Source organism: Pontibacillus sp. HMF3514 (genome assembly GCF_009858175.1).
Lineage (GTDB): Bacteria > Bacillota > Bacilli > Bacillales > BH030062 > Pontibacillus.
The window spans coordinates 2,830,181-2,852,038 of the sequence record NZ_CP047393.1 but is presented as its reverse complement, the minus strand read 5'-3'; the positions used below and the strand labels follow the sequence as shown (position 1 = coordinate 2,852,038).

Annotated in this window: 19 protein-coding genes; 18 read left to right on the top strand and 1 reads right to left on the bottom strand. The window is 39.1% G+C overall.

Features of this window, described 5'->3' with window-relative positions:
• The first annotated feature begins 65 nt into the window (after window positions 1-65).
• The 9 genes from GS400_RS14710 to uvrC all read left to right on the top strand — a co-directional run bounded on the left by GS400_RS14710 (window position 66) and on the right by uvrC (window position 11,493).
• Window positions 66-2,417, top strand: coding sequence for an endonuclease MutS2 (locus GS400_RS14710; RefSeq protein ID WP_160103014.1), 2,352 nt, complete (start codon window positions 66-68; stop codon window positions 2,415-2,417).
• 90 nt (window positions 2,418-2,507) lie between these two features.
• The gene (locus GS400_RS14705) at window positions 2,508-2,912 is read left to right on the top strand and encodes a DUF350 domain-containing protein (protein ID WP_160103012.1); all 405 of its coding nucleotides are present in this window, start codon (window positions 2,508-2,510) and stop codon (window positions 2,910-2,912) included.
• Window positions 2,913-3,751: 839 nt separating this feature from the next.
• Window positions 3,752-5,458: a long-chain-fatty-acid--CoA ligase gene (locus GS400_RS14700; protein ID WP_160103010.1), complete on the top strand. Its 1,707-nt coding sequence runs from the start codon at window positions 3,752-3,754 to the stop codon at window positions 5,456-5,458.
• A 386-nt stretch (window positions 5,459-5,844) separates the two neighbouring features.
• Window positions 5,845-6,429, top strand: a complete 585-nt coding sequence (locus GS400_RS14695) for a fatty acid metabolism transcriptional regulator FadR (protein WP_160104641.1) — start codon at window positions 5,845-5,847, stop codon at window positions 6,427-6,429.
• 21 nt (window positions 6,430-6,450) lie between these two features.
• Window positions 6,451-7,224, top strand: a complete 774-nt coding sequence (locus tag GS400_RS14690; RefSeq protein ID WP_160103008.1) for an enoyl-CoA hydratase — start codon at window positions 6,451-6,453, stop codon at window positions 7,222-7,224.
• 17 nt (window positions 7,225-7,241) lie between these two features.
• Window positions 7,242-8,015 carry an electron transfer flavoprotein subunit beta/FixA family protein gene (locus GS400_RS14685; protein ID WP_160103006.1) on the top strand — a complete coding sequence of 258 codons (774 nt, stop codon included), beginning with the start codon at window positions 7,242-7,244 and terminating at the stop codon, window positions 8,013-8,015.
• 25 nt (window positions 8,016-8,040) lie between these two features.
• Window positions 8,041-9,021: an electron transfer flavoprotein subunit alpha/FixB family protein gene (locus GS400_RS14680; protein ID WP_160103004.1), complete on the top strand. Its 981-nt coding sequence runs from the start codon at window positions 8,041-8,043 to the stop codon at window positions 9,019-9,021.
• Between the two features lie 202 nt (window positions 9,022-9,223).
• The gene (gene trxA / locus GS400_RS14675) at window positions 9,224-9,538 is read left to right on the top strand and encodes a thioredoxin (protein WP_160103002.1); all 315 of its coding nucleotides are present in this window, start codon (window positions 9,224-9,226) and stop codon (window positions 9,536-9,538) included.
• 146 nt (window positions 9,539-9,684) lie between these two features.
• Window positions 9,685-11,493 carry an excinuclease ABC subunit UvrC gene (uvrC, locus tag GS400_RS14670; RefSeq protein WP_160103000.1) on the top strand — a complete coding sequence of 603 codons (1,809 nt, stop codon included), beginning with the start codon at window positions 9,685-9,687 and terminating at the stop codon, window positions 11,491-11,493.
• Between the two features lie 83 nt (window positions 11,494-11,576).
• Here the strand turns inward: uvrC and GS400_RS14665 are convergent, their stop codons facing one another.
• Entirely contained in the window at window positions 11,577-12,008 is a 432-nt protein-coding gene (locus tag GS400_RS14665) for a YslB family protein (protein ID WP_160102998.1), read from the bottom strand.
• A 321-nt stretch (window positions 12,009-12,329) separates the two neighbouring features.
• On the opposite strand from GS400_RS14665, the gene GS400_RS14660 reads away from it, so the two are divergent.
• From GS400_RS14660 to racE, 9 genes are all read left to right on the top strand, one after another.
• On the top strand, window positions 12,330-12,944 hold the full coding sequence (locus tag GS400_RS14660) for a succinate dehydrogenase cytochrome b558 subunit (protein ID WP_027447212.1): 615 nt from the start codon (window positions 12,330-12,332) through the stop codon (window positions 12,942-12,944).
• A 67-nt stretch (window positions 12,945-13,011) separates the two neighbouring features.
• Complete coding sequence (gene sdhA / locus GS400_RS14655; RefSeq protein WP_160102996.1) at window positions 13,012-14,775, top strand: succinate dehydrogenase flavoprotein subunit; 1,764 nt, start codon at window positions 13,012-13,014, stop codon at window positions 14,773-14,775.
• Window positions 14,775-15,539, top strand: coding sequence for a succinate dehydrogenase iron-sulfur subunit (gene sdhB / locus GS400_RS14650; RefSeq protein ID WP_160102994.1), 765 nt, complete (start codon window positions 14,775-14,777; stop codon window positions 15,537-15,539). Before sdhA ends, sdhB begins: the two co-directional genes overlap by 1 nt.
• 114 nt (window positions 15,540-15,653) lie before the next feature.
• Window positions 15,654-16,100 carry an acyl-CoA thioesterase gene (locus GS400_RS14645; protein WP_160102992.1) on the top strand — a complete coding sequence of 149 codons (447 nt, stop codon included), beginning with the start codon at window positions 15,654-15,656 and terminating at the stop codon, window positions 16,098-16,100.
• A gap of 223 nt (window positions 16,101-16,323) precedes the next feature.
• Window positions 16,324-18,690 carry an ATP-binding protein gene (locus tag GS400_RS14640; RefSeq protein WP_160102991.1) on the top strand — a complete coding sequence of 789 codons (2,367 nt, stop codon included), beginning with the start codon at window positions 16,324-16,326 and terminating at the stop codon, window positions 18,688-18,690.
• Entirely contained in the window at window positions 18,675-19,331 is a 657-nt protein-coding gene (locus GS400_RS14635; RefSeq protein WP_160102990.1) for a response regulator transcription factor, read from the top strand. The genes GS400_RS14640 and GS400_RS14635 overlap by 16 nt, the downstream gene beginning before the upstream one ends.
• A 110-nt stretch (window positions 19,332-19,441) precedes the next feature.
• Window positions 19,442-19,666, top strand: a complete 225-nt coding sequence (locus GS400_RS14630) for a helix-turn-helix domain-containing protein (protein WP_160102988.1) — start codon at window positions 19,442-19,444, stop codon at window positions 19,664-19,666.
• Between the two features lie 135 nt (window positions 19,667-19,801).
• On the top strand, window positions 19,802-20,266 hold the full coding sequence (locus GS400_RS14625) for a MarR family winged helix-turn-helix transcriptional regulator (protein ID WP_236560965.1): 465 nt from the start codon (window positions 19,802-19,804) through the stop codon (window positions 20,264-20,266).
• Window positions 20,267-20,295: 29 nt separating this feature from the next.
• Window positions 20,296-21,093 carry a glutamate racemase gene (racE, locus tag GS400_RS14620; protein WP_160102986.1) on the top strand — a complete coding sequence of 266 codons (798 nt, stop codon included), beginning with the start codon at window positions 20,296-20,298 and terminating at the stop codon, window positions 21,091-21,093.
• Window positions 21,094-21,858: the final 765 nt, after the last annotated feature.

Here is a 21,858-nt window from a genome sequence, read left to right as displayed (position 1 = left end):
TGACATCAGGCTCCCTGCCTGATTGGAATGAAGGCAGGTAAAGAAGTAACAAAGGGGTAAAAGTCATGAATGATCGTATCTATCATGTATTAGAATATAAAAAAATTATTGAGCAATTAGCAGAACAAGCCTCTTCTTCCTTAGGGAAAGAACAGGCAAAAAAATTAAAGCCATCTACTGATGTCGATCAAGTTCGTAAGTGGCAAAAGGACACAGATGAAGCGGCACATATTTTCCGCTTAAAAGGTCATGTTCCACTAGGGGGCGTGTCTGATATTCGTCCACACATCAAGCGAGCGTCGGTCGGTGGCATGCTACAACCAGAAGAATGTATGGATGTTGCAAGCACCATTTATGGTGGAAAGCAGATGAAAAAATTCATCGAAGAGATAGAAGATGTCGAGATCCCTATTATGCTCGAGCTTGTAGAACAAATCGTTCCGTTAAGTGATTTGGAGCGAACGATTAAAAACCGTATTGATGAGAATGGAAAGGTAATGGATGGCGCTTCTGAAAAGCTTCGTACTTTGCGTTCAAGAATCAGAACATTTGAAGGTCGTGTACGAGATAAATTGGAAGGGTGGACGAAGTCAAAAAGCAAAATGCTTTCCGATGCGATTATTACCATTCGAAATGATCGCTATGTTTTACCTGTGAAACAGGAGTATCGTGGTAATTTTGGCGGAATAGTCCATGACCAATCTGCATCTGGTGCAACGTTATTTATGGAACCCCAAGCAATCGTGGAATTAAATAACTCTCTTCAGGAAGCTAAAGTTCAAGAAAAACATGAAGTAGAGCGCATTTTAATTGAGTTATCAGAACGTATTGCAGCAGATGAAGGATTTCTATATCAAAATGTTGAAGTGTTAGCTCAATTGGACTTCATGTTTGCAAAAGCACGTTTAGGAAAAGACATGCGTGGTGCCATGCCTGGTATTAATGATCAAGGCATTATCAAAATGAGACAGGCAAGACATCCTCTTATCGAAGAAGACGAAGTAGTTCCGAATGACGTAGATTTAGGGGAAGACTTTTCCTCCATTGTGATTACAGGCCCCAATACGGGTGGTAAAACCGTAACGCTAAAAATGGTTGGACTATGCTCATTAATGGCTCAATCAGGGTTGCAGATTCCAGCACAAGATGGCTGTGAGATGACGGTGTTTGATAACATCTTTGCTGACATTGGAGATGAACAGTCGATTGAACAGTCCTTGAGTACATTCTCTTCTCACATGACCAACATTGTGGATATTTTGAGCAAGGTTGATCATAAATCTCTAGTGCTCTTTGACGAGCTTGGAGCAGGAACAGACCCGCAAGAAGGGGCAGCACTTGCCATGTCCATTCTAGATGATGTTGTCAGCCGTGGTGCTCGTGTTATCGCCACGACGCACTACCCTGAACTGAAGGCCTATGGCTATAATCGCCAGGGTGTTATTAATGCTTCTGTCGAGTTTGATATTCAAACATTGAAGCCAACCTATCGTTTATTAATTGGTGTCCCTGGTCGAAGTAACGCATTTGAGATTTCTCGCCGATTAGGGCTGCGAGAAAATGTCATAGAAAAAGCTCAAGAGCATATGGGTACAGACTCTAAGAGTGTTGAAAATATGATCGCTTCACTTGAAGAATCTAAGCGTGGAGCCGAAAAAGATTATGAGGAAGCTGAAAACCTCTTACAAGAAGCTCAAGATATGCACCGAGAGCTCGAACAAAAATGGGCAGATTTTGAAGCGAAACGTGAAGAACTCTATAAGAAAGCTGAAGAAAAGGCCCAGAAAGCCATTGAAAAAGCTCGACAGGAAGCCGAAGAAATCGTTTCTGAGATGCGCCGGATGAAAAATCAAGCGGACATGAAAGAACATGAATGGATTGAAGCTAGAAAAATGCTTGATGAGGCTCAACCAGAGCTGGCAAAGAAACAGGTTAAGCAAGACCAGAAACCAAAAGCCAAACAAACCCAACCCGAATTACAGGTTGGGGACGAAGTGAAAGTACTTTCCTTAGACCGAACTGGTCACATTGCTGAAAAAGTAAGTGATAAAGAATTCCAAGTTCAGCTGGGAATTATGAAAATGAAAGTGAAAGCGAAAGATCTTGAGTTTATAAAACGCGAAGAACCTTTAAAGGAAAAACCAATGGCGACGGTTAAAGGTTCAAGTCATCATGTAAAGCCTGAGCTGGATTTACGTGGGGAGCGTTATGACGAAGCACTTCGTCGGTTAGAAAAATATCTAGACGATGCATTACTTGCAGGATATCCGAAAGTTTCAATTATCCATGGTAAAGGAACTGGAGCTTTACGAAACGCTGTTGAACAATATGCGAAGAAGCACCGTTCTATTAAGTCCTCTCGATCTGGTGGAATGAACGAGGGTGGCGGAGGCGTTACCGTTTTAGAGTTAGGTTAATAATGGAAATGCGATATTCACCTATTTGAGTGGATATCCGTATTTCTTTATTTGTACATAAGATGACGTTAAATAAAGGGGAGGGCGCGCATGGATTTTTGGGAGCATCCGCTCATTGAAACAGCAGCTAGCTATAGTGTGTCTGTACTGTGTGGTGTTTTGTTTTTAGCGATTTTTGAAATCGTAACGAAATACAACAACTGGGAGCAGATTAAACAAGGCAATTTTTCTGTAGCTATGGCGACTGGCGGTAAAATTTTTGGTATATCAAATATTTTCCGATATTCCATCCAACACAATGACACTTTGTTACAAAGTATGGGGTGGGGATTATTTGGATTCGTCTTACTCTTATTTGGTTATTTTATTTTTGAATTTTTAACACCGAGCTTTCGAATTGATGAAGAGATCGAAAAAGATAACAGAGCTGTAGGGTTTATTGCTATGATTATTTCTGTGGGGCTATCATTTGTTATTGGATCAAATATTGGGTAAGGGAGAGAGCACAACGTGGAAACCTTAGCAAAAGTGTTAGGGGTCGTGTCGGCTTTATTTGTAATTATTGGAGTTATATATTTGATGTTGTAGAGCAGTGAACGGGCATTGAATTGTAAAGCAATTCAGTGCTCTTTTTATTCCATTAAAGCCCCCTTATATGGAAGACTTGGAATCGAGATAATGTGCGTATGGTTCCGTTGCTTTTGTACAGTTCGGCGGGCTGTGGAACGGGTTGCTTTCCCCGGAAGACCGATCGAGCTTCCTCGTCACTTCGTTCCTGCGGGATCTCGCTCGCCCTTTCTACCGGAGGAGTCAACCCGTTCCACATCCCACCTTGGCGTTATTGAGATTAACGGAACCGCTGTAGTTTAGGGAGAGGATGTTCTGATTTCTGGTAGTATAAGCCTATCATGACAAGGGTTTGAGCAACTTCTCTGAATATGATTTCCAATCAATATGAGGTGGGAAAGCAGCTAAATTATGGTCCGTTAGTCTCCATAATCGCGTGGAGGGAAGGAAACGGCAAACTGTCGTGGTAACAAAGGGAAGACGAGACCCCGCAGGAACGAGGAGGCTCGGCTTTTCTTCCACAACAGGCTTGCCGTTTCACTGACCGGAACAAATTACTCAACAGCAACGGACTCCTCTCAGTTTCAAGTCTTCAACAATCCTGCCATATAACTGAATAACAAGTATCATATATCCCTGATTATTCTCACTAACATTTCCCATATAAAAATCTAACCATTTTTCCTCATTGAATAATTAATATTTCAAATATTCAGTCATAATGGTTATAATAGAAGTAGGTCTATAATCATAAAGGGGGTAACTGTATGAGTGAGTTAAATGTACGTCCATGGGTTAAGCATTATCCTGAAGAGATCTCGCCAACGATTGAGTACGACGAAAAACCGTTGCACGTTTTTCTTCAAGAAACTGCTGAAGAATTTCCGAAAAAGAAAGCACTTCATTTTCTGGGGAAAGAGCTAACATATGAAGAGCTATATGAGCAGACGAAAGCATTTGCTAGCTATTTGCAGAATTTAGGGTTAGAAAAAGGAGATCGTGTAGCCATTATGCTTCCGAATTCTCCGCAATCCGTGATTGGTTATTACGGAGTATTAATGGCCGGTGGTGTTGTGGTTCAAACGAATCCACTCTACATGGAACGTGAATTAGAGTACCAAATGAAAGACTCTGGCGCAAAGATGATCCTTTGTCTAGACTTGTTATACCCAAAAGTTTCGAATGTAAAAGGAAATACAGACCTACAACATGTTATTGTAACAGGCATCAAAGATTACCTACCTTTTCCGAAAAACCTCATCTATCCTTTCATTCAAAAGAAACAAAACGGTATAGTAGTACATCCTGAACATTCAGATGGTACACACATTTGGAAACGTGTACTCGAGGAAGGATCCGGTGATGTAAAAGAAGTGGATGTATCACCTAAAGAAGACCTAGCCTTATTTCAGTACACGGGCGGAACAACTGGTTTTCCGAAAGGTGTAATGCTTACACATTATAATCTAGTAGCAAACACTCAGATGAGTCAAAATTGGCTGTATAAAACAGAAAAAGGGCAAGAGATTGTGCTTGGAGTACTCCCTTTCTTCCATGTATATGGAATGACAGCCGTTATGAATTTATCTATTATGATGGCATCTAAGATGGTATTACTTCCGAAGTTTGAAGTAGAGGATGTTCTAAAAACCATACAGAAACAGAAACCAACCCTGTTTCCTGGAGCACCTACAATCTATATTGCATTATTAAACCATCCAACATTAAAGAAATATGACTTATCCTCCATCGAAGCTTGTATCAGTGGGTCTGCACCGTTACATGCTGAAGTTCAAGAACAGTTTGAAAAAGTTACAGATGGTAAATTAGTAGAGGGGTACGGTTTAACTGAAACATCACCTGTTACCCATTCAAATTTTGTATATGCGAATCGATTGAGTGGAAGCATTGGTGTCCCTTGGCCAGATACAGATTCTAAAATTGTGACGCCAGACACTTTTGAGGAAGTTGAAGTCGGAGAAGTTGGGGAAATTGCTGTTAAAGGCCCACAAGTTATGAAAGGCTATTGGAATCGTCCTGAAGAAACGGACCAAGTCATGAAAGATGGTTGGTTCCTTACGGGTGATTTAGGTTATATGGATGAAGAAGGTTACTTCTACGTTGTGGATCGTAAAAAAGATATGATTATCGCAGGTGGATTTAATATTTACCCTAGAGAAGTAGAGGAAGTCATGTATGAAAATGAAGCGGTTCAAGAAGTTGTGGTAGCTGGCATCCCTGATCCATACAGGGGAGAAACGGTTAAAGCATATGTTGTCCTGAAAGAAGGGTACCAATTAACTGAAGAAGAGTTGAATGCATTTTGCCGTAAGCATTTAGCAGCCTATAAAGTCCCACATATTTATGAGTTTAGAGATGAGTTACCTAAAACAGCAGTTGGTAAAATTCTTCGTAGAGCTTTAGTAGATGAAGAGAAAGAAAAACAAGCTCAAGCAAACGAAAAAACCATTTGAGCCTCGTGCTCTTTTTCTTTGCACGTTAAGAAAGTATAAAATTTTAGCAAAGAAGCAATTCGACGTAGTGAAAATTTTGAAAGAATGAAGTATAAGTGCAACTAAGCCTCTGTCTGCGCCTTAAAAGGCTTGCCAATCGGCAAGTTTTCTTTATAACAATGAAGGACAAGTCCCCAGGTGAATTGACAGCGGAAAAGCAATTTTGTAAAATGAGAGTGAATGACCATTCATTCATTTTATGAATAAGTCTAGTTTTGGCTTCTAAAAGGCGATTGAATAAGCAGAACCCAATGTGTGATAGACGTCACTTAGGGATTTATTCCTTATTCGCAGACCCTATGGCCGATGCTATTGTTTATGACTTTAAATGCAGTAAGGGGATCAAGATGATGAAGAATCGACCGAAGTATAATCAAATTATAGATGCAGCCGTAGAGGTTATTGCTGAAAATGGATACCATTCTTCACAGGTGTCCAAGATTGCCAAAAAAGCAGGCGTTGCTGATGGTACCATTTATTTATATTTTAAAAACAAAGAAGACATTCTCGTCTCTCTTTTCCAAGAAAAGATGGGACAGTTTATTAGTAGCATTGAAGATGAGATTCAAACAAAATCTAATGCAAAACAAAAACTACTAACGTTAATTGAAATGCATTACAGTCAATTAACAAAAAATCACCATTTAGCCATTGTGACACAGTTGGAATTACGCCAATCAAACAAAGAACTACGCCTTATGATCAATGATGTACTCAAGCCATATTTAGAACTCATTGACCAAATCGTGCAAGAAGGCATGGATGAAAAATTATTCGATTCTTCCCTTGATCTACGCATTATCCGACAGATGATTTTCGGTACTTTAGATGAAACAGTCACAAATTGGGTGATGAATGATCAAAAGTATGATTTAATGAAGAAAGCGAAGGAAATCCATGAACTCTTCATAAATGGATTAGCTCAAAAATAAGGGATAAGGGAGGATTACATTTTGGACTATTTGCACTTTGAAGCACAAGGAAATGTTGCTGTACTTACTATTCAGAGTCCACCAGCCAATGCATTAGCTTCGTATATTTTAAAGGATTTATCAACTGCGCTTGACCGCATACAAGATGATCCGGCATACAAAGCTGTGGTTTTAAAAGGAGAAGGGAAATTCTTCTCAGCAGGGGCTGACATTAAGGAATTCACTTCCTTACAGGAAGAAAATGAATATAGTAAACTATCAAGACAAGGACAAGAACTTTTCAATCGAATAGAAAACTTCCATATTCCTGTAATCGCTTCAATTCATGGAGCTTCACTAGGAGGCGGACTCGAGTTGGCTATGTCTTGTCACATGCGTATCGTAACCGAAGATGCCAAACTAGGGTTACCTGAGCTTTCCCTAGGTATTGTTCCTGGTTTTGCTGGAACACAACGACTTCCTCGCTATGTTGGTCAGCCTAAAGCCTATGAAATGATTTTAACCGGCGAGCCGATAAGTGGTGTGGAGGCAGCTTCATTAGGGTTAGCAAATAAAGCAATACCTCAAGAACAATTAGAAGAAGAAACGATGAAGCTAGCAGGAAAAATTGCCGCTAAAAGTGGTCCTTCTGTTCAAGCTATTATGCGACTGATCCCATACACGAACACATCTCTATATGAAAAGGGTCAGCTAGAAGAAGCAGAAGAGTTCGGTAAAGTATTCGGCAATGAAGATGCTAAAGAAGGCGTTCAAGCCTTTATTGAGAAACGCAAACCAAATTTTAAAGATCAATAGTACTAGGGGGTATCATGATGAACATTTTTGTATTGCTGAAAAGAACATTCGATACGGAAGAAAAAATTATGATTGATGGTGGCCGCATTGAAGATGAGGGCGCAGAATTTATCATTAACCCATACGATGAATATGCAATTGAAGAAGCTATCCAATTGCGTGATGAACATGGCGGAGAAGTAAGCGTTATCACAATTGGTGAGGAAGAAGCTGAAAAGCAATTACGTACTGCGTTAGCAATGGGGGCAGATCAAGCTTACCTTATCAATACTGAAGATGACTTAGAAGAAGGCGACCAGTTTACAACCGTTAAAATCCTTGAAGCTTTCTTCGAAGATAAAGAAGCGGACATTATTCTTGCAGGTAACGTAGCGATTGATGAAGCAAGTGGTCAAGTAGGTCCTCGTCTAGCTGAACGTTTAGACATTGCATATGTAACGACTATTACAAGTATTAAAGTCGATGGTGAAACCGTTAACATTGAGCGCGATGTAGAAGGAGACGTTGAGAAGTTGGAAACAAAACTACCTCTACTTGTGACGTGTCAGCAAGGTTTAAACGAACCTCGTTACCCTTCTCTTCCAGGTATTATGAAGGCGAAGAAGAAGCCTCTTGAAGAGATTGAATTAGATGATCTTGATTTAGACGAAGATGATGTTGAACCGAAGACCAAAACTATTGAACTATTCCTTCCTCCAGAAAAAGAGGCTGGAAAAGTTCTTGAAGGCGAAGTCGATGATCAAGTAAAAGAACTTGTAACCTTACTACGTGACGAAGCAAAAGTACTATAACCGTTAACCTGAAAGGAGAATCTTTATGAGTCGAAAAGTACTTGTTATTGGAGAAGTTCGTGATGGAGAACTACGTAATGTAACATTTGAAGCGATAACAGCAGCAAAAACAGTAAGTGAAGGTGGAGAAATTGTAGGCCTTCTACTTGGATCAGATAACCTTGAAGATATGGGGAAAGAAATGATCTATTACGGTGCTGACCGTGTTGTTACCGTACAAGATGATCAATTAAAGAACTATACGTCTGATGCATTTGGTCAGGCAGCAATGGCTGTTATTGAAGATGAGGACCCAGAAGGTATTGTTATGGGACATACTGCGATTGGGAAGGACCTATCACCTAAACTTGCGAGCAAACTTGAAACCGGTCTCATTTCAGATGCAATCAACCTAGAAGAGTCTGGTGACAACCTAGTGTTCACTCGCCCAATTTACTCTGGTAAAGCATTCGAGAAGAAGATTATCACAGATGGTGTTATTTTTGCTACAATCCGTCCAAACAACATTAAACCATTAGAGCGTGACGATAGTCGAAGTGGAGACGTAACAAGTAAAGATGTAGACATCAAAGACTTACGCACAGTTATTCAAGACATCATCCGTAAAACTACCGATGGTGTAGACTTATCCGAAGCTAACGTTATTGTTGCTGGAGGACGTGGTGTGAAAAGTTCAGAAGGCTTTAAGCCACTTGAAGAACTTGCTGAAGTACTAGGTGGAGCTGTTGGTGCATCACGTGGTGCTGCAGACGCTGAATACTGTGATTACTCCTTGCAGATTGGTCAGACAGGAAAAGTTGTAACGCCAGACTTATACATCGCATGCGGAATTTCTGGCGCTATTCAACATCTTGCCGGAATGTCTAACTCTAAAGTAATCGTAGCGATTAATAAGGATCCAGAAGCGAATATCTTTAATGTAGCTGACTATGGTATTGTTGGGGACTTGTTTGAAGTTGTCCCTAAACTGACTGAAGAGATTAAGAAAATAAAAGTGAATGCATAAGGAACACAAAAGGTGCTGTAACATATATATGTTACAGCACCTTCGTTTTACGCTAATGTAGGTTATGTTTTCATAAATCCTTAGCATGAATTTTTTTTAATCAGGGTATAGTAAACATAAACAGATTGTTAGCGTATGTATGTATGGAATGATATACTTTAATAGGATTTTGATTTACATGTAATTGAGGAGGAATTCACATATGTCAATTGTACACGCAACAGACCAAAACTTCACACAAGAAACAGGTAGCGACCTTGTCCTAGCAGATTTCTGGGCACCTTGGTGCGGACCTTGTAAAATGATCGCTCCAGTACTAGAAGAATTAGATGCTGAAATGAGTGACCAAGTGAAGATTGTTAAGTTAGATGTTGATGAAAACCAAGAAACCGCTGGTAAATTCGGCGTAATGAGTATTCCAACACTACTTCTTTTCAAAGATGGAAAAGTTGTTGATCAAGTAGTTGGCTTCCAACCAAAAGAAGCGCTTGTTGAATTAATCAACAAACATTCCTAATGATAAAACAGCCTGGTTCACAGGCTGTTTTTTATTGGGCGAATTTATACTATGTTCTTATAGTCGCGATCTTTCGCTCTTTGCTTTACACTATAGAGATAGAACCATTTTCTTAAGCGATGTTGTTTAACGGGAGAGTGATAACAGTGCAGGACAACATAAGAGAGAAGCTCGCTGTACTTCCGGCTCAGCCAGGCTGTTATATTATGAAAGACAAGCATGGAACGGTGATTTATGTAGGAAAGTCAAAGGTTCTTAAGAATCGTGTGAGATCTTATTTCACAGGTGCTAATGATGCGAAAACTCAAAGATTAGTACAAGAAATCGTGGATTTTGAATACATTGTCACTTCATCAGAGATGGAAGCTCTCATTTTAGAGATGAATTTAATAAAGAAATATGACCCTAAATATAATGTTCTTTTAAAGGATGATAAAAGTTATCCATATTTAAAGATTACTGGTGAGAAACATCCTAGACTTATCGTCACACGAAAAGTAAAGAAAGATAAGGGGAAATATTTCGGGCCATATCCAAACGTAATTGCTGCTCGCGAAACGAAGCGGTTACTTGATCGACTGTACCCACTTCGCAAATGCAATACAATGCCTGACCGCGTATGCTTGTATTATCATATGCACCAGTGTCTTGGACCATGTGAATACAAAGTGACAGATGAACAAAACCGGGATATCGTTAATGAAATTACGAGATTTTTAAATGGTGGACATAAGGAAATTAAACAAGATTTAAAGGATAAAATGCAAAAGGCATCAGAGGAACTTGAATTTGAGCGTGCAAAAGAACTACGAGATCAAATTCAACATATAGAGTCTGTTATGGAGCAACAAAAGATGACCTTAAATGATCAAGTCAATCGAGATATTTTTGGTTACGCCTATGACAAAGGGTGGATGTGTGTTCAAGTCTTTTTCATTCGTCAGGGAAAACTTATAGAGCGTGACGTATCAGTCTTTCCGTTTTTTGATGATGCCGAGGAAACATTCTTAAGCTTTATCGGACGCTTTTACCTTCATCAAAATCATCCAAAACCAAAGCAAGTTCTTGTTCCTGTGGGAGCTGATAAAGACATGCTTAAAGAGTTGCTGGAGTTGGATGTTCATATTCCAATGCGAGGAAGAAAGAAAGAGCTAGTAGAACTAGCTATGAAAAATGCTCAGATTGCATTAGAAGAAAAGTTTTCATTGATTGAACGAGACGAAGAGAGAACCATTAAAGCAGTAGAGGAGTTAGGGGAAAAGCTTCATATTGAAACCCCTCACCGAATTGAAGCTTTTGATAACTCAAATATTCAAGGGACGGATCCTGTATCAGCAATGGTAGTATTTATAGATGGTCGACCGGAAAAGAAGGAGTATAGAAAGTATAAAATTCGAGATGTAGAAGGACCGGATGATTATGAGACAATGCGAGAAGTCATACGTAGGCGATATAAACGTGTGGTGAAAGACGGTTTACCTCTTCCAGATCTTATTTTTGTAGATGGGGGAAAAGGTCAAATGAGTGCTGCCATGGAAGTGCTGGAAAATGAACTTGGGTTAGACATTCCATTATGTGGTTTAGCCAAAGACGAGAAACACCGCACAAGCGAGTTGTTATATGGTGATCCACCACAAGTTGTTGAAATGGATCGTCAGTCTCAAGAGTTTTATCTCATTCAACGTGTTCAAGATGAAGTTCACCGATTTGCAATATCCTTCCATAGGCAACTTAGAGGTAAAGGGGTTATTCAATCTGAACTTGATCAAATTCCTGGAGTAGGTGAAAAACGAAGAAGGTTGTTGCTTCGTCATTTCCATTCTGTCCAAAAGATAAGAGAATCCTCAGTTGAAGATATCACAAAGTTAGGAATACCTGCTAATGTAGCGAACACCATGTTAAATCACTTAAGAGAAAAAGAAGCAGAAAAAGAACTAGAACAAGAAGAAGAGTAGTTGTTAACCTAAAAAGGATAACAACTACTCTTTCAGTTTATAATAAACGAAACAGGAAGCCTGCTTCCTTAGGAAATCTAATTTTATTGCTTTACAACTTGAAACTCTATTTTCTTTTTTCGAGGTTGGCACGTATATGCGCACTCTGCAAATTCATTAGTGATCAAAGAAATTTGCTCAGCTAAAAACCCAGCCTCTAATCGAAAACAGTAATCCGTATCATATGTAAGACGTTTTGCTGTTAAATCGCCAGATAAAGTAAATTGGTACTCATTTTTCTTTTCTTTATCAAGAGAAAGGTGGTCCCAGCCCATGGCACCAAAGAAAATGCCGATTTCATCTAAAGATGAACAAGGGTAGGATTTAGCCAAGTTTCGACCTATAAAATAAAGAATGGAATCTGCCTCTTTACCTAATAAGTCAGGTAAAACTTTAGTTCTTAATATTTCATGTCCTATCGTCGATGATGGGATATCCCTAAAGTCATCGAATAACTTCGAAATCTGGTCATTCATATCGTTTCATCCTCTCTTTTACTATTATTACAGTGGTAGAGGAAGTTCCGCAATAATAAGAAAAAGATTTCCTGTAATATTATTATTTTTCGTTCAAATGTAGGAGATGTTCAAAACAGTCGTCTTTGCTTTTCTTAATACCTTGACGCCTACATTGGATAGAAGTACAATATACATGTCACAAATTGTACATTTTAACAGATGAATGAAAGGGAAAAGCTTCTTTTCCTTTATTTTTTGCGTGTAAGTAAAGCGCTTTATTGTCTGAAAATGTCGAAAATGTACACGTATTTATTACTCGAGGGGGGTAAAAGTCACACCATGGCAGCAAATCGTGAGTTTTTTTATCGAAGATTGCATTCACTACTAGGAGTTATACCAGTTGGAATCTTCCTAATTCAGCACTTGGTGGTTAACCATTTTGCAACGCGTGGGGCAGAAGCATTTAATGATGCTGCGCACTTTATGGAGAGCCTACCATTCCGTGTGGTGTTAGAACTGTTCGTTATCTTTATACCACTCTATTTCCATGCTATTTATGGAGTTTACATTGCCTTTACGTCAAAGAACAACGTTTCAACCTACGGATACTTCCGAAACTGGATGTTCTACCTACAGCGTATTTCAGGGATTATTACATTAATCTTTGTTACTTGGCACGTATGGCAAACTCGTATTCAATACGCGTTAGGAAATGTAGAAGTGAATTATTCATTAATGGAAGGCATATTAAATGATCCATTTATGTTGTGGTTCTACATAATCGGTGTGGTATCAACTACATTCCACTTTGCTAATGGATTATGGTCTTTCTGCGTAAGTTGGGGGATTACATTGAATCCACGTTCACAGCGTATTGCTACGTATGTAACGATGGCGATTTTTGTGGCATTAAGCTACGTTGGTATTGCAGCAATTTTTGCATTCGTTTCCTAATATCCTATTAGGTTCAATAGATCGTTTAGACAAGTTAGTCGAGAAACTAAGGGAGTGAGCATTAAGAATGAGTAATCAGAACATCGTAGTCATTGGCGGTGGACTAGCCGGACTAATGGCAACCATTAAAGCCGCAGAAGCAGGCGTACACGTTGATTTACTTTCACTTGTACCCGTTAAGCGTTCTCACTCTGTTTGTGCACAAGGTGGTATTAATGGTGCTGTCGATACAAAAGGGGAAGGTGACTCTCCTTGGGAGCACTTTGACGATACAGTATATGGTGGAGACTTCTTAGCGAACCAACCACCAGTAAAAGCTATGTGTGATGCAGCACCAAGTATTATACATATGCTAGATCGTATGGGTGTTATGTTTAACCGTACACCTGAAGGGTTGTTAGACTTCCGTCGTTTTGGTGGAACACAACACCACCGTACTGCTTATGCAGGTGCAACAACAGGACAGCAATTATTATATGCACTTGATGAACAAGTTCGTCGCCATGAAGTGGCAGGGCTTGTTACAAAATATGAGGGTTGGGAATTTCTATCTTCCATTATTGATGAAGAAGGAATTAGCCGAGGCGTAATTGCTCAGAATATGAATTCTCATGAGATTAAAGCCTTTAAATCAGATGCGACAATTATCGCAACAGGTGGACCTGGAATCATTTTCGGTAAATCTACGAACTCTGTTATTAATACTGGTTCTGCAGCGTCTGCCCTTTATCAACAAGGTGCTATTTATGCAAATGGTGAATTCATTCAAATTCACCCTACAGCGATCCCAGGTGATGATAAACTTCGCCTTATGAGTGAATCAGCTCGTGGTGAAGGTGGTCGTGTATGGACATATAAAGACGGAGAACCATGGTATTTCCTTGAGGAAAAATATCCAGCATACGGAAACCTAGTTCCTCGTGATATTGCAACTCGTGAAATTTTTGATGTTTGTGTACGTCAAAAGTTAGGAATTAACGGAGAAAACATGGTTTATTTAGATCTTTCTCACAAGGATCCTAAAGAACTTGATGTTAAGCTTGGTGGAATCATGGAAATTTATGAGAAGTTCGTTGGCGACGATCCTCGTAAAGTACCGATGAAGATCTTCCCTGCTGTTCACTACTCTATGGGTGGTTTATATGTTGATTACGATCAAATGACGAACATTCCAGGAGTATTTGCAGCTGGTGAGTGTGATTTCACTCAACACGGAGCGAACCGCTTAGGTGCAAACTCACTTCTATCTTCCATTTTCGGTGGTATGGAAGCAGGACCAAATGCAGTTAAATACCTACAAGGTCTTGAGAAGTCTGCAGAAGATATTTCTTCAACTCTATTTGATGAAAAATTAAAAGAAGAGCAAGAGAAGTTTGAAGAACTACTGAATATGGATGGAAGCGAAAATGCTTACCAAATTCATAAAGAATTAGGCGAATGGATGACTGACAACGTGACAGTTGTTCGTGAAAACGACAAACTCCTTGAAACAGATAAGAAAATCCAAGAGCTTCAAGAGCGCTTCAAAGATATTAACATTAATGACACGACTCGTTGGAGTAACCAAGGTGTTATGTTCACACGTCAATTACAGAACATGCTCCAGTTAGCACGTGTTGTTACACTTGGTGCTTATAACCGTAATGAGAGCCGCGGTGCCCATTACAAACCTGAATTCCCTGATCGTAATGATGAAGAATGGTTAAAAACAACAAAAGCTAGTTACGATCCAGAAAAGAACGCCCCGGTATTCAGCTATGAAGATGTAGATGTGTCTCATATCGAGCCACGTAAGCGTGACTACTCTAAAAGCAAAGGGGGTAAAAAGTAATGAGTGAAGAGAAACGTATCCAACTCGTTATTATGCGCCAGGACGATCCAGAATCTGCTCCTTATGAAGAGAAGTTCGATATACCATATCGTCAAAATATGAACGTCATTTCTGCTCTTATGGAAATTCGTCGTAACCCAGTAAATGCAAACGGTGAAGCAACGACTCCTGTATATTGGGATATGGGCTGTCTTGAAGAAGTTTGTGGTGCTTGTTCCATGAAAATTAATGGGAAGCCACGCCAATCTTGTACAGCGCTAGTAGACCAATTAGAGCAACCAATTCGCCTAGAGCCAATGTCAACTTTCCCTGTAACACGTGACCTAGCTGTAGATCGTAGCCGTATGTTCGATTCCTTGAAAAAGGTTAAAGCATGGGTTCCAATTGATGGAACGTACGATCTTGGACCAGGTCCACGTATGGCGGAGAATAAACGTCAATGGGCTTATGAACTTTCCAAGTGTATGACATGTGGTGTATGCTTAGAAGCTTGTCCAAATGTGAATAGTAAATCTGACTTCATTGGTCCGGCTGCTATTTCACAAGTTCGTTTATTCAACGCACATCCAACAGGTGCAATGAATAAAAATGAACGTCTTGAAGGTTTAATGGGAGAAGGTGGACTAGCTGAATGTGGTAACTCTCAGAACTGTGTTCAGTCTTGCCCTAAAGGAATTCCTTTAACAACATCCATTGCTTCTATGAACCGTGAAACTGCTCTACATTCATTCAAGAGCTTCTTTGGAAGTGACCATAAAGTATAAAGTAGAGAAAAGCCTTTCCTATATGGGAAGGCTTTTCTTTTACTATAATTTTATGTATTGTGTTAATATTTAACTATTATTAATATGTGTAAATACTTTAAGGGGGGAAGGATTATGAAAAAGTTATCTTATGTTGATCACTCTGAAGAATGGTTAAGTGAGTTTTCTTTTTACATACCGATAAAAGTAAGGTTTTCAGAAACAGATATGTTTGGACACATGAATAATACTGCACCGTTTATTTATTTTGAAGAAGCAAGAATCGAGTTTTTAAAGTCGGTAGGCATGTTTGGAGACGTTAGTTCTAAAGCAGAGAGTGTACCTGTTGTAGGTGACTTGCAATGTGATTTCCATCAACAAATATACTTTGATGATCAGTTGAGATTATATGTAAAAGTAGAAAGTATGGGGCGCACCTCGTATGATGTCCACTATTTAGCAAAAAATCAACATGATCATGTTTGTTTAACGGGGCGTGGACGTATCGTTCACATAAATCCTCAAACAGGGAAGCCTGTAGAGATTACCCAGGAAATAAAAGAGCAATTGACAACAGTGTAAATTGCTCGGCATATTTCGAGCCTGACATTACTTAAAGATTATAGATGTTTGTAAACTAGCACAGGCATAGAGAGTAGTTTTTTAAAACTCTCCCATATTGCCTGTGCTTTTCTTTATCTTAGTTAATCAAAAACCCTTTTGATGGGTTTGTAAGGAGTTAAATGAACGTGTATGATTAGGACTATAAAAAGATACATAATGAAGTTGTGAAGAGGATGTCCTTATGGCAAAGTCAGATTTCTTACAATCAAAACGTTATTATATACTCCCTATTCTTGTTCTCCTTTTATCGATCTATTTAATAAGTGTTATTTTAAGAACACCATACGTTGGTATAGATGTTAATCAAACCAGAGGAGGACTCTGGCAGGTTGCAGATATTGCACCGCATAGTTGGGCTGATAAACAAGGAATCGAAGAAGGTACAACGATCCTCTCAGTGAACGGAATTCCTGTTGGGGATTTCCACACTGTCACGATGTTCCGGACAGTTGAAAAAGCAAGTTCAATTACCTTTTTAATTGATGGTTCAGTCACTCATTTTACTCGTATAGAAGATGAGGTAAGTTTGGATCAATGGTTGTTTTATATTATTTTTCCATCTTTATATAGTGGGATTATGTTGGTTCTTTCATTTTTTATATTATTTCATAATAGAGATGATGAATCTGGTAAAAGGTTGATCCTGTTTTTATTAACGACAGGATTAGCGTATTTAGCTGCAAGTGGGTCTTCTAGAGGAGATTTTCTTTCTTCTGTTATTTGTACATTTACCTTCTTAATGGCACCGCCTTATTTACTACATTTCATCGATGCGTATTTTAGACAAATTGATGCACGTTGGTTTTCTCCGTGGTTCTATCACGTCATGAAGGTTGTAGCTATTTTAGTAGTATTCATTGAAGCTATATTTATTTTTTTAGGCTATTATCCTTTGTGGTTACCAAGTTTGATTGGCTTCTTATTTCTACTATTTATCATCATGGCATTAGTGATCATTTTTTATGGAAACCAACGTTATCGAAAATCACAATTTGCACCAATTCTTCAATATCTAATTGCAGGTATATTTGTGGCGTTCTCACCATTTATATTTCTATACCTGCTACCGAATATATGGTTTGGGGTACCGATCATATCAGGGGAAGCCTCTATACTTTTCATCATGGTTCTGCCGATGGTGTTTATCTATTTAATTTCTGCACAACGTCTATTTGATATAGACTTTGTGATGGGAAGATTGCGTTATTACGCATATGTTTCCATAATACCAACATCCCTTGTTGTATTAACTGTCATGCTCGTTGTAGATCATAACTGGGGTGTTCAGCATGTATTCTTGCTCTTTTTAAGTGTGATTTTGATTTTTGTTGTGTTTTTGTACATTAAGGAGATTTTTGATTATAAAATCCAACGAAATCTTTTCTCGGAAAAAAACAATTATCATAACAGTCTTCAACGTTTTGTTCATGATATGAAGCAAGAAACAAATCCTGTGGGGCTTTTCAGACGCTTAAAACGAGAGCTAATTGATGTAATAGGAATGAAAGAGGTTGAAGTGTTTTCCAGAAATACTATTTCAAATTTCTTTTGTATATATCAAGATATTCCTTTACAGTTAATGCATGAATGTGTAGATCGAGTTCAAAAGTTAAATGCAGATGTAGGAACCCTTGTTGAACTTGAAAAAAACAGGGGATATGTATTAGTTATTGGACATACCATGAGTAAAATTACGTATTTGTATTGTTCAGATAAGCCAAACCAAACGGCGTTAAATTTAGATGAAAAAGCTTATTTACAAACGATATCTCATAATACGAACATTGCTTTAGAAAATCTGCTTCTAATTGAGGATTTGTTTCAAGAACTACAACACGTTCGAAAAGATCGGAATCAACGTTATCCAGCGTGGCTTTCTCGCTTGTTATTCTCCTTATCAGACCATCAAAGAAAAGAAATCGCTGTGGATTTACATGATTCAGTTCTACAAGAGCAGTTGTATTTATACCGACAAATGGATGATTACGTTAGTAGAAAGCAAGATATTCCAAATGAGGTTCAGGAAAAGCTTGTTCACTTTCGAGAGCAACTGTTAGATAATATTCATTTAATTAGAGAAACGTGTAACGAATTAAGACCTCCATTTTTGGAGGAATTAGGCTTAATTCCCTCTTTAGAAAATTTAGTGAATCAATACCAACTTCGTTCGAACTTCACAGTGCAATTTGAATCAAACCAGTTCCATATGGAGTTAAATAGTGAGTATGTACTTGGGATTTACCGCATTGTTCAAGAGTTGCTAACCAATGCAATGAAACATTCCTACGCAGATATGGTTTATCTTCAAATCACAAGTGAAAAAGGAAATGTGAAAGTTCATTATCGTGACAATGGGGTTGGGATGGAAGAAAGTAATCAGATTGAATCCTTTTCACACATGGGGCTTTCAGGAATAGAGCAACGTATTAACGGACTTAATGGTACGTTTGAAATTAAAACATCAAAGAATCAAGGATTTGAAATGAACATTGTATTTCATGATGTTACAGATCAATTTGGAGGGGAGACACAATGGTTCGAATTTTAATTGTGGATGATCATCCTGCAGTTGGGACAGGTACCAAAACTATGTTAGAGCAAGAACCAGATATGCAGGTTGATGTAATTTCAGATAGCCTTGAAGCTGAATCATATATTATGGAAAATGATTATGATGTTATGCTCTTAGATTTGTATATGCCTGGTTTAAATGGAATTGAGTTATCTAAAAAAATAAAGACGAATGACCCGGACATGAAAGTGCTCATCTATACAGGTTTTGATATTAACACGCACTTTAATTTATTGGTTGAGTCGAATATATCTGGTTTTGTTAGTAAAACCGCTACGAAGGATCAACTTGTTACCGCTATTCGATGTGCTTTGCGAGAAGAGGTCGTCATCCCTTTACACTTGTTCAAACAATTGAGAAGAGCTGAAGCCCATGCAAGCCATGAACGTTGTCAGGGGAATGAAGAGGCTTTATCCATTTCTTTAAATGAAAAAGAACAACAAATCTTAAATGAGGTTTCAAAAGGACTTACCAACCGCCATATCGCTCAGAATCTTCATATGTCCCAGCGAAGTGTTGAATACACCTTAACGGGTGTATTCAATAAATTAGAGGTTAGGTCAAGAACGGAAGCCTTAATTAAAGCAAAAGAGTTAGGATTAATTTCAGAAAGCTAAAAAATGTATCATAGCTGATGGCACAGCTTAGCTTTACCCTTCATAAGATATAAAGACTAAACCATTACCCTTCGATTTGCAGTTCTTAGTCAGCAAGGAGGGGTTAACGCTTGGAGGATAAAGACTACAAGCCAAAGCAGTTACTCACGAAACGGGAGAAGGAAGTATTCGAACTACTGGTGCAAGACAAAACAACGAAAGAAATTGCTCAGGAACTTTTCATATCAGAAAAGACTGTTCGCAATCATATTTCAAACGCTATGCAAAAGCTTGGCGTTAAGGGGCGTTCACAAGCTGTGGTTGAGCTCCTTCGCATGGGGGAACTCAAGCTATAGGAGGTGCCGGCTTTCTACAGGGAAGTCGGCTTTTATGTGTATTGGACTACCAGGCTTAGCAAAATAAGATTCTTGCATTTTCTAATTAAAACCGTAACAATAATGATAGGTATCTAGAGGAGGGGGAGTAGCTCCGTGGACAATATAACAGTTCCAGAGACGACAATTGCTGATATAGAGAAAAAACTGCGCTATATTTCAGGGATTATCAAGCAAAAAGGTAGGGAAATATTAAACCAATACCCAATTACACCACCGCAATTTATTGCTTTACAGTGGTTGTTAGAAACCGGAGACATGACGATAGGTGAATTATCTAACAAAATGTACCTTGCTTGTAGCACCACTACCGACTTAATTGATCGGATGGAAAAAAACGAATTGGTGGAACGAGTTCGTGATCCAAAAGATCGTCGTGTAGTAAGAATCCATCTTCTTGAAAAAGGTGAATCTATTATTCATGAAGTGATAGATAAAAGACAGGCCTATCTTGAACATGTACTTCGCAGTTTCTCGGGTGAACATATCAATATGCTCCGTGTGTTATTAAATGATATGCATGAAGAGATGATGGATGTACAACAAGAAGAACATAATTAGCAAGATGCTTAAAAAAAGAGGGATGTAGTGTGGACCGACCGATCGGCGTTATTGATTCAGGAGTTGGCGGATTAACCGTTGCCAAAGAACTAATGCGTCAATTGCCTAAAGAAGAACTCATTTACATTGGTGATACGTTACGATGTCCTTATGGTCCAAGGCCGAAAGAAGAGGTTATGGAGTATACTTGGGATATGGTGAACTATCTTATCAAAGAACGGATTAAAATGTTGGTAGTTGCTTGCAACACAGCAACTGCATATACTCTTGATCATTTAAGAGAACACTTAGCAATTCCTGTAGTGGGTGTTATTCAACCAGGTGCCCGTGCTGCGATTAAGACAACGAAAAACTCTAAGATTGGTGTTATAGGTACTGAAGGGACCATAAAAAGTAAAGCATATCCAAATGCTCTTCACCACATTAACCCGGATATGGTCGTGCATGGTTTAGCGTGTCCGCCGTTTGTACCAATGGTAGAGCAAGGCCTCTTATATGGTCCTAGTGCGCAGAAAGTTGTTGAACAGGCATTAGCTCCTTTAAAAAAAGGATACGAAATGGATACTCTTATTTTAGGGTGTACCCATTACCCGCTTCTTCGAGATACGATTCAAGAAGTCATGGGGGATGAAATCTCTATTATTAGTTCTGGAGATGAAACAGCTCGTGAGGTTAGTGTGTTGCTTGAATATTATCAAACGTTATATCAGGGTCAACGTGAACCAGAGCACAAGTTTTATGCTACAGGTGATCAATACTTATTTGAACAAGTGACAAATGCGTGGTTCGGCGACCCCGTCGCAACTATCAATGCAGTTACTTTGTAAGCTCTTCGTTTAGAAGGGCTTTTTATTTTGGGCGAATTGTTCAATTATATGGCAGTTATCTGGAATAAGCATCTGAGTGAGAGGGTGGGTTCGTTGCTTTTGTGAGGCGTGGGGGTCATTGAAACGGCAATACTCCTGCGGAAGACCGTCCAAGCCTCCTCATCCGCTACGCTCCTTGCGGGGTCTCGGCCGCCCTTTCTACCGCGGGAGTTTGCCGTTTCCTTCCCCCCATTGGAATGTAGGTTAACGACCCCAGCTCTAATTAGTTGATCTTCCATAGCGCATCAAAAGTATTATATGTAGATCAGAAATGCCATAAAAACGCTTTATCTCAGGACTCTAACCCTCTTTTATCTTGTTAAGGTGCAACTAACAAATACCAAACAGAAACACTTATTACGCTGCGGTTCCGTTAATCTCATTACGGCTAAGGTGGGCTGGGAAACGGGCTGACTCCTCCGGAAAAACGGGCGAGCGAGACCCCGCAAGAAGCGTAGCGGATGAGGAGGCTCGATCGTTCGTCCGGGGAAAGCAGCCCGTTTCCCAGCCCGCCGCACTCCATTAAAGCAACGGAACCATACGCACCTTATCTCGAATCCAAGTCTTCCACATAAGGGGCCTTTAATGGAACAAATCCCTCTCCCCATCCAAAACCCACCGGCCAACTTAATATATCTTCACTAATATAAATAAAATTTTTCTAGCTTGGTCTATTTTGCCTGAAAGCTCGTATATATAGTAGTACAAACCATCATAGGAGGGGAA

Coding starts and splice junctions, on each gene's coding strand:
- GS400_RS14710 (WP_160103014.1), top strand. CDS start 66: ATGAATGATCGTATCTATCATGTATTAGAATATAAAAAAATTATTGAG.
- GS400_RS14705 (WP_160103012.1), top strand. CDS start 2,508: ATGGATTTTTGGGAGCATCCGCTCATTGAAACAGCAGCTAGCTATAGT.
- GS400_RS14700 (WP_160103010.1), top strand. CDS start 3,752: ATGAGTGAGTTAAATGTACGTCCATGGGTTAAGCATTATCCTGAAGAG.
- GS400_RS14695 (WP_160104641.1), top strand. CDS start 5,845: ATGATGAAGAATCGACCGAAGTATAATCAAATTATAGATGCAGCCGTA.
- GS400_RS14685 (WP_160103006.1), top strand. CDS start 7,242: ATGAACATTTTTGTATTGCTGAAAAGAACATTCGATACGGAAGAAAAA.
- GS400_RS14680 (WP_160103004.1), top strand. CDS start 8,041: ATGAGTCGAAAAGTACTTGTTATTGGAGAAGTTCGTGATGGAGAACTA.
- trxA (WP_160103002.1), top strand. CDS start 9,224: ATGTCAATTGTACACGCAACAGACCAAAACTTCACACAAGAAACAGGT.
- GS400_RS14665 (WP_160102998.1), bottom strand. CDS start 12,008: ATGAATGACCAGATTTCGAAGTTATTCGATGACTTTAGGGATATCCCA.
- GS400_RS14660 (WP_027447212.1), top strand. CDS start 12,330: ATGGCAGCAAATCGTGAGTTTTTTTATCGAAGATTGCATTCACTACTA.
- sdhA (WP_160102996.1), top strand. CDS start 13,012: ATGAGTAATCAGAACATCGTAGTCATTGGCGGTGGACTAGCCGGACTA.
- sdhB (WP_160102994.1), top strand. CDS start 14,775: ATGAGTGAAGAGAAACGTATCCAACTCGTTATTATGCGCCAGGACGAT.
- GS400_RS14645 (WP_160102992.1), top strand. CDS start 15,654: ATGAAAAAGTTATCTTATGTTGATCACTCTGAAGAATGGTTAAGTGAG.
- GS400_RS14640 (WP_160102991.1), top strand. CDS start 16,324: ATGGCAAAGTCAGATTTCTTACAATCAAAACGTTATTATATACTCCCT.
- GS400_RS14635 (WP_160102990.1), top strand. CDS start 18,675: ATGGTTCGAATTTTAATTGTGGATGATCATCCTGCAGTTGGGACAGGT.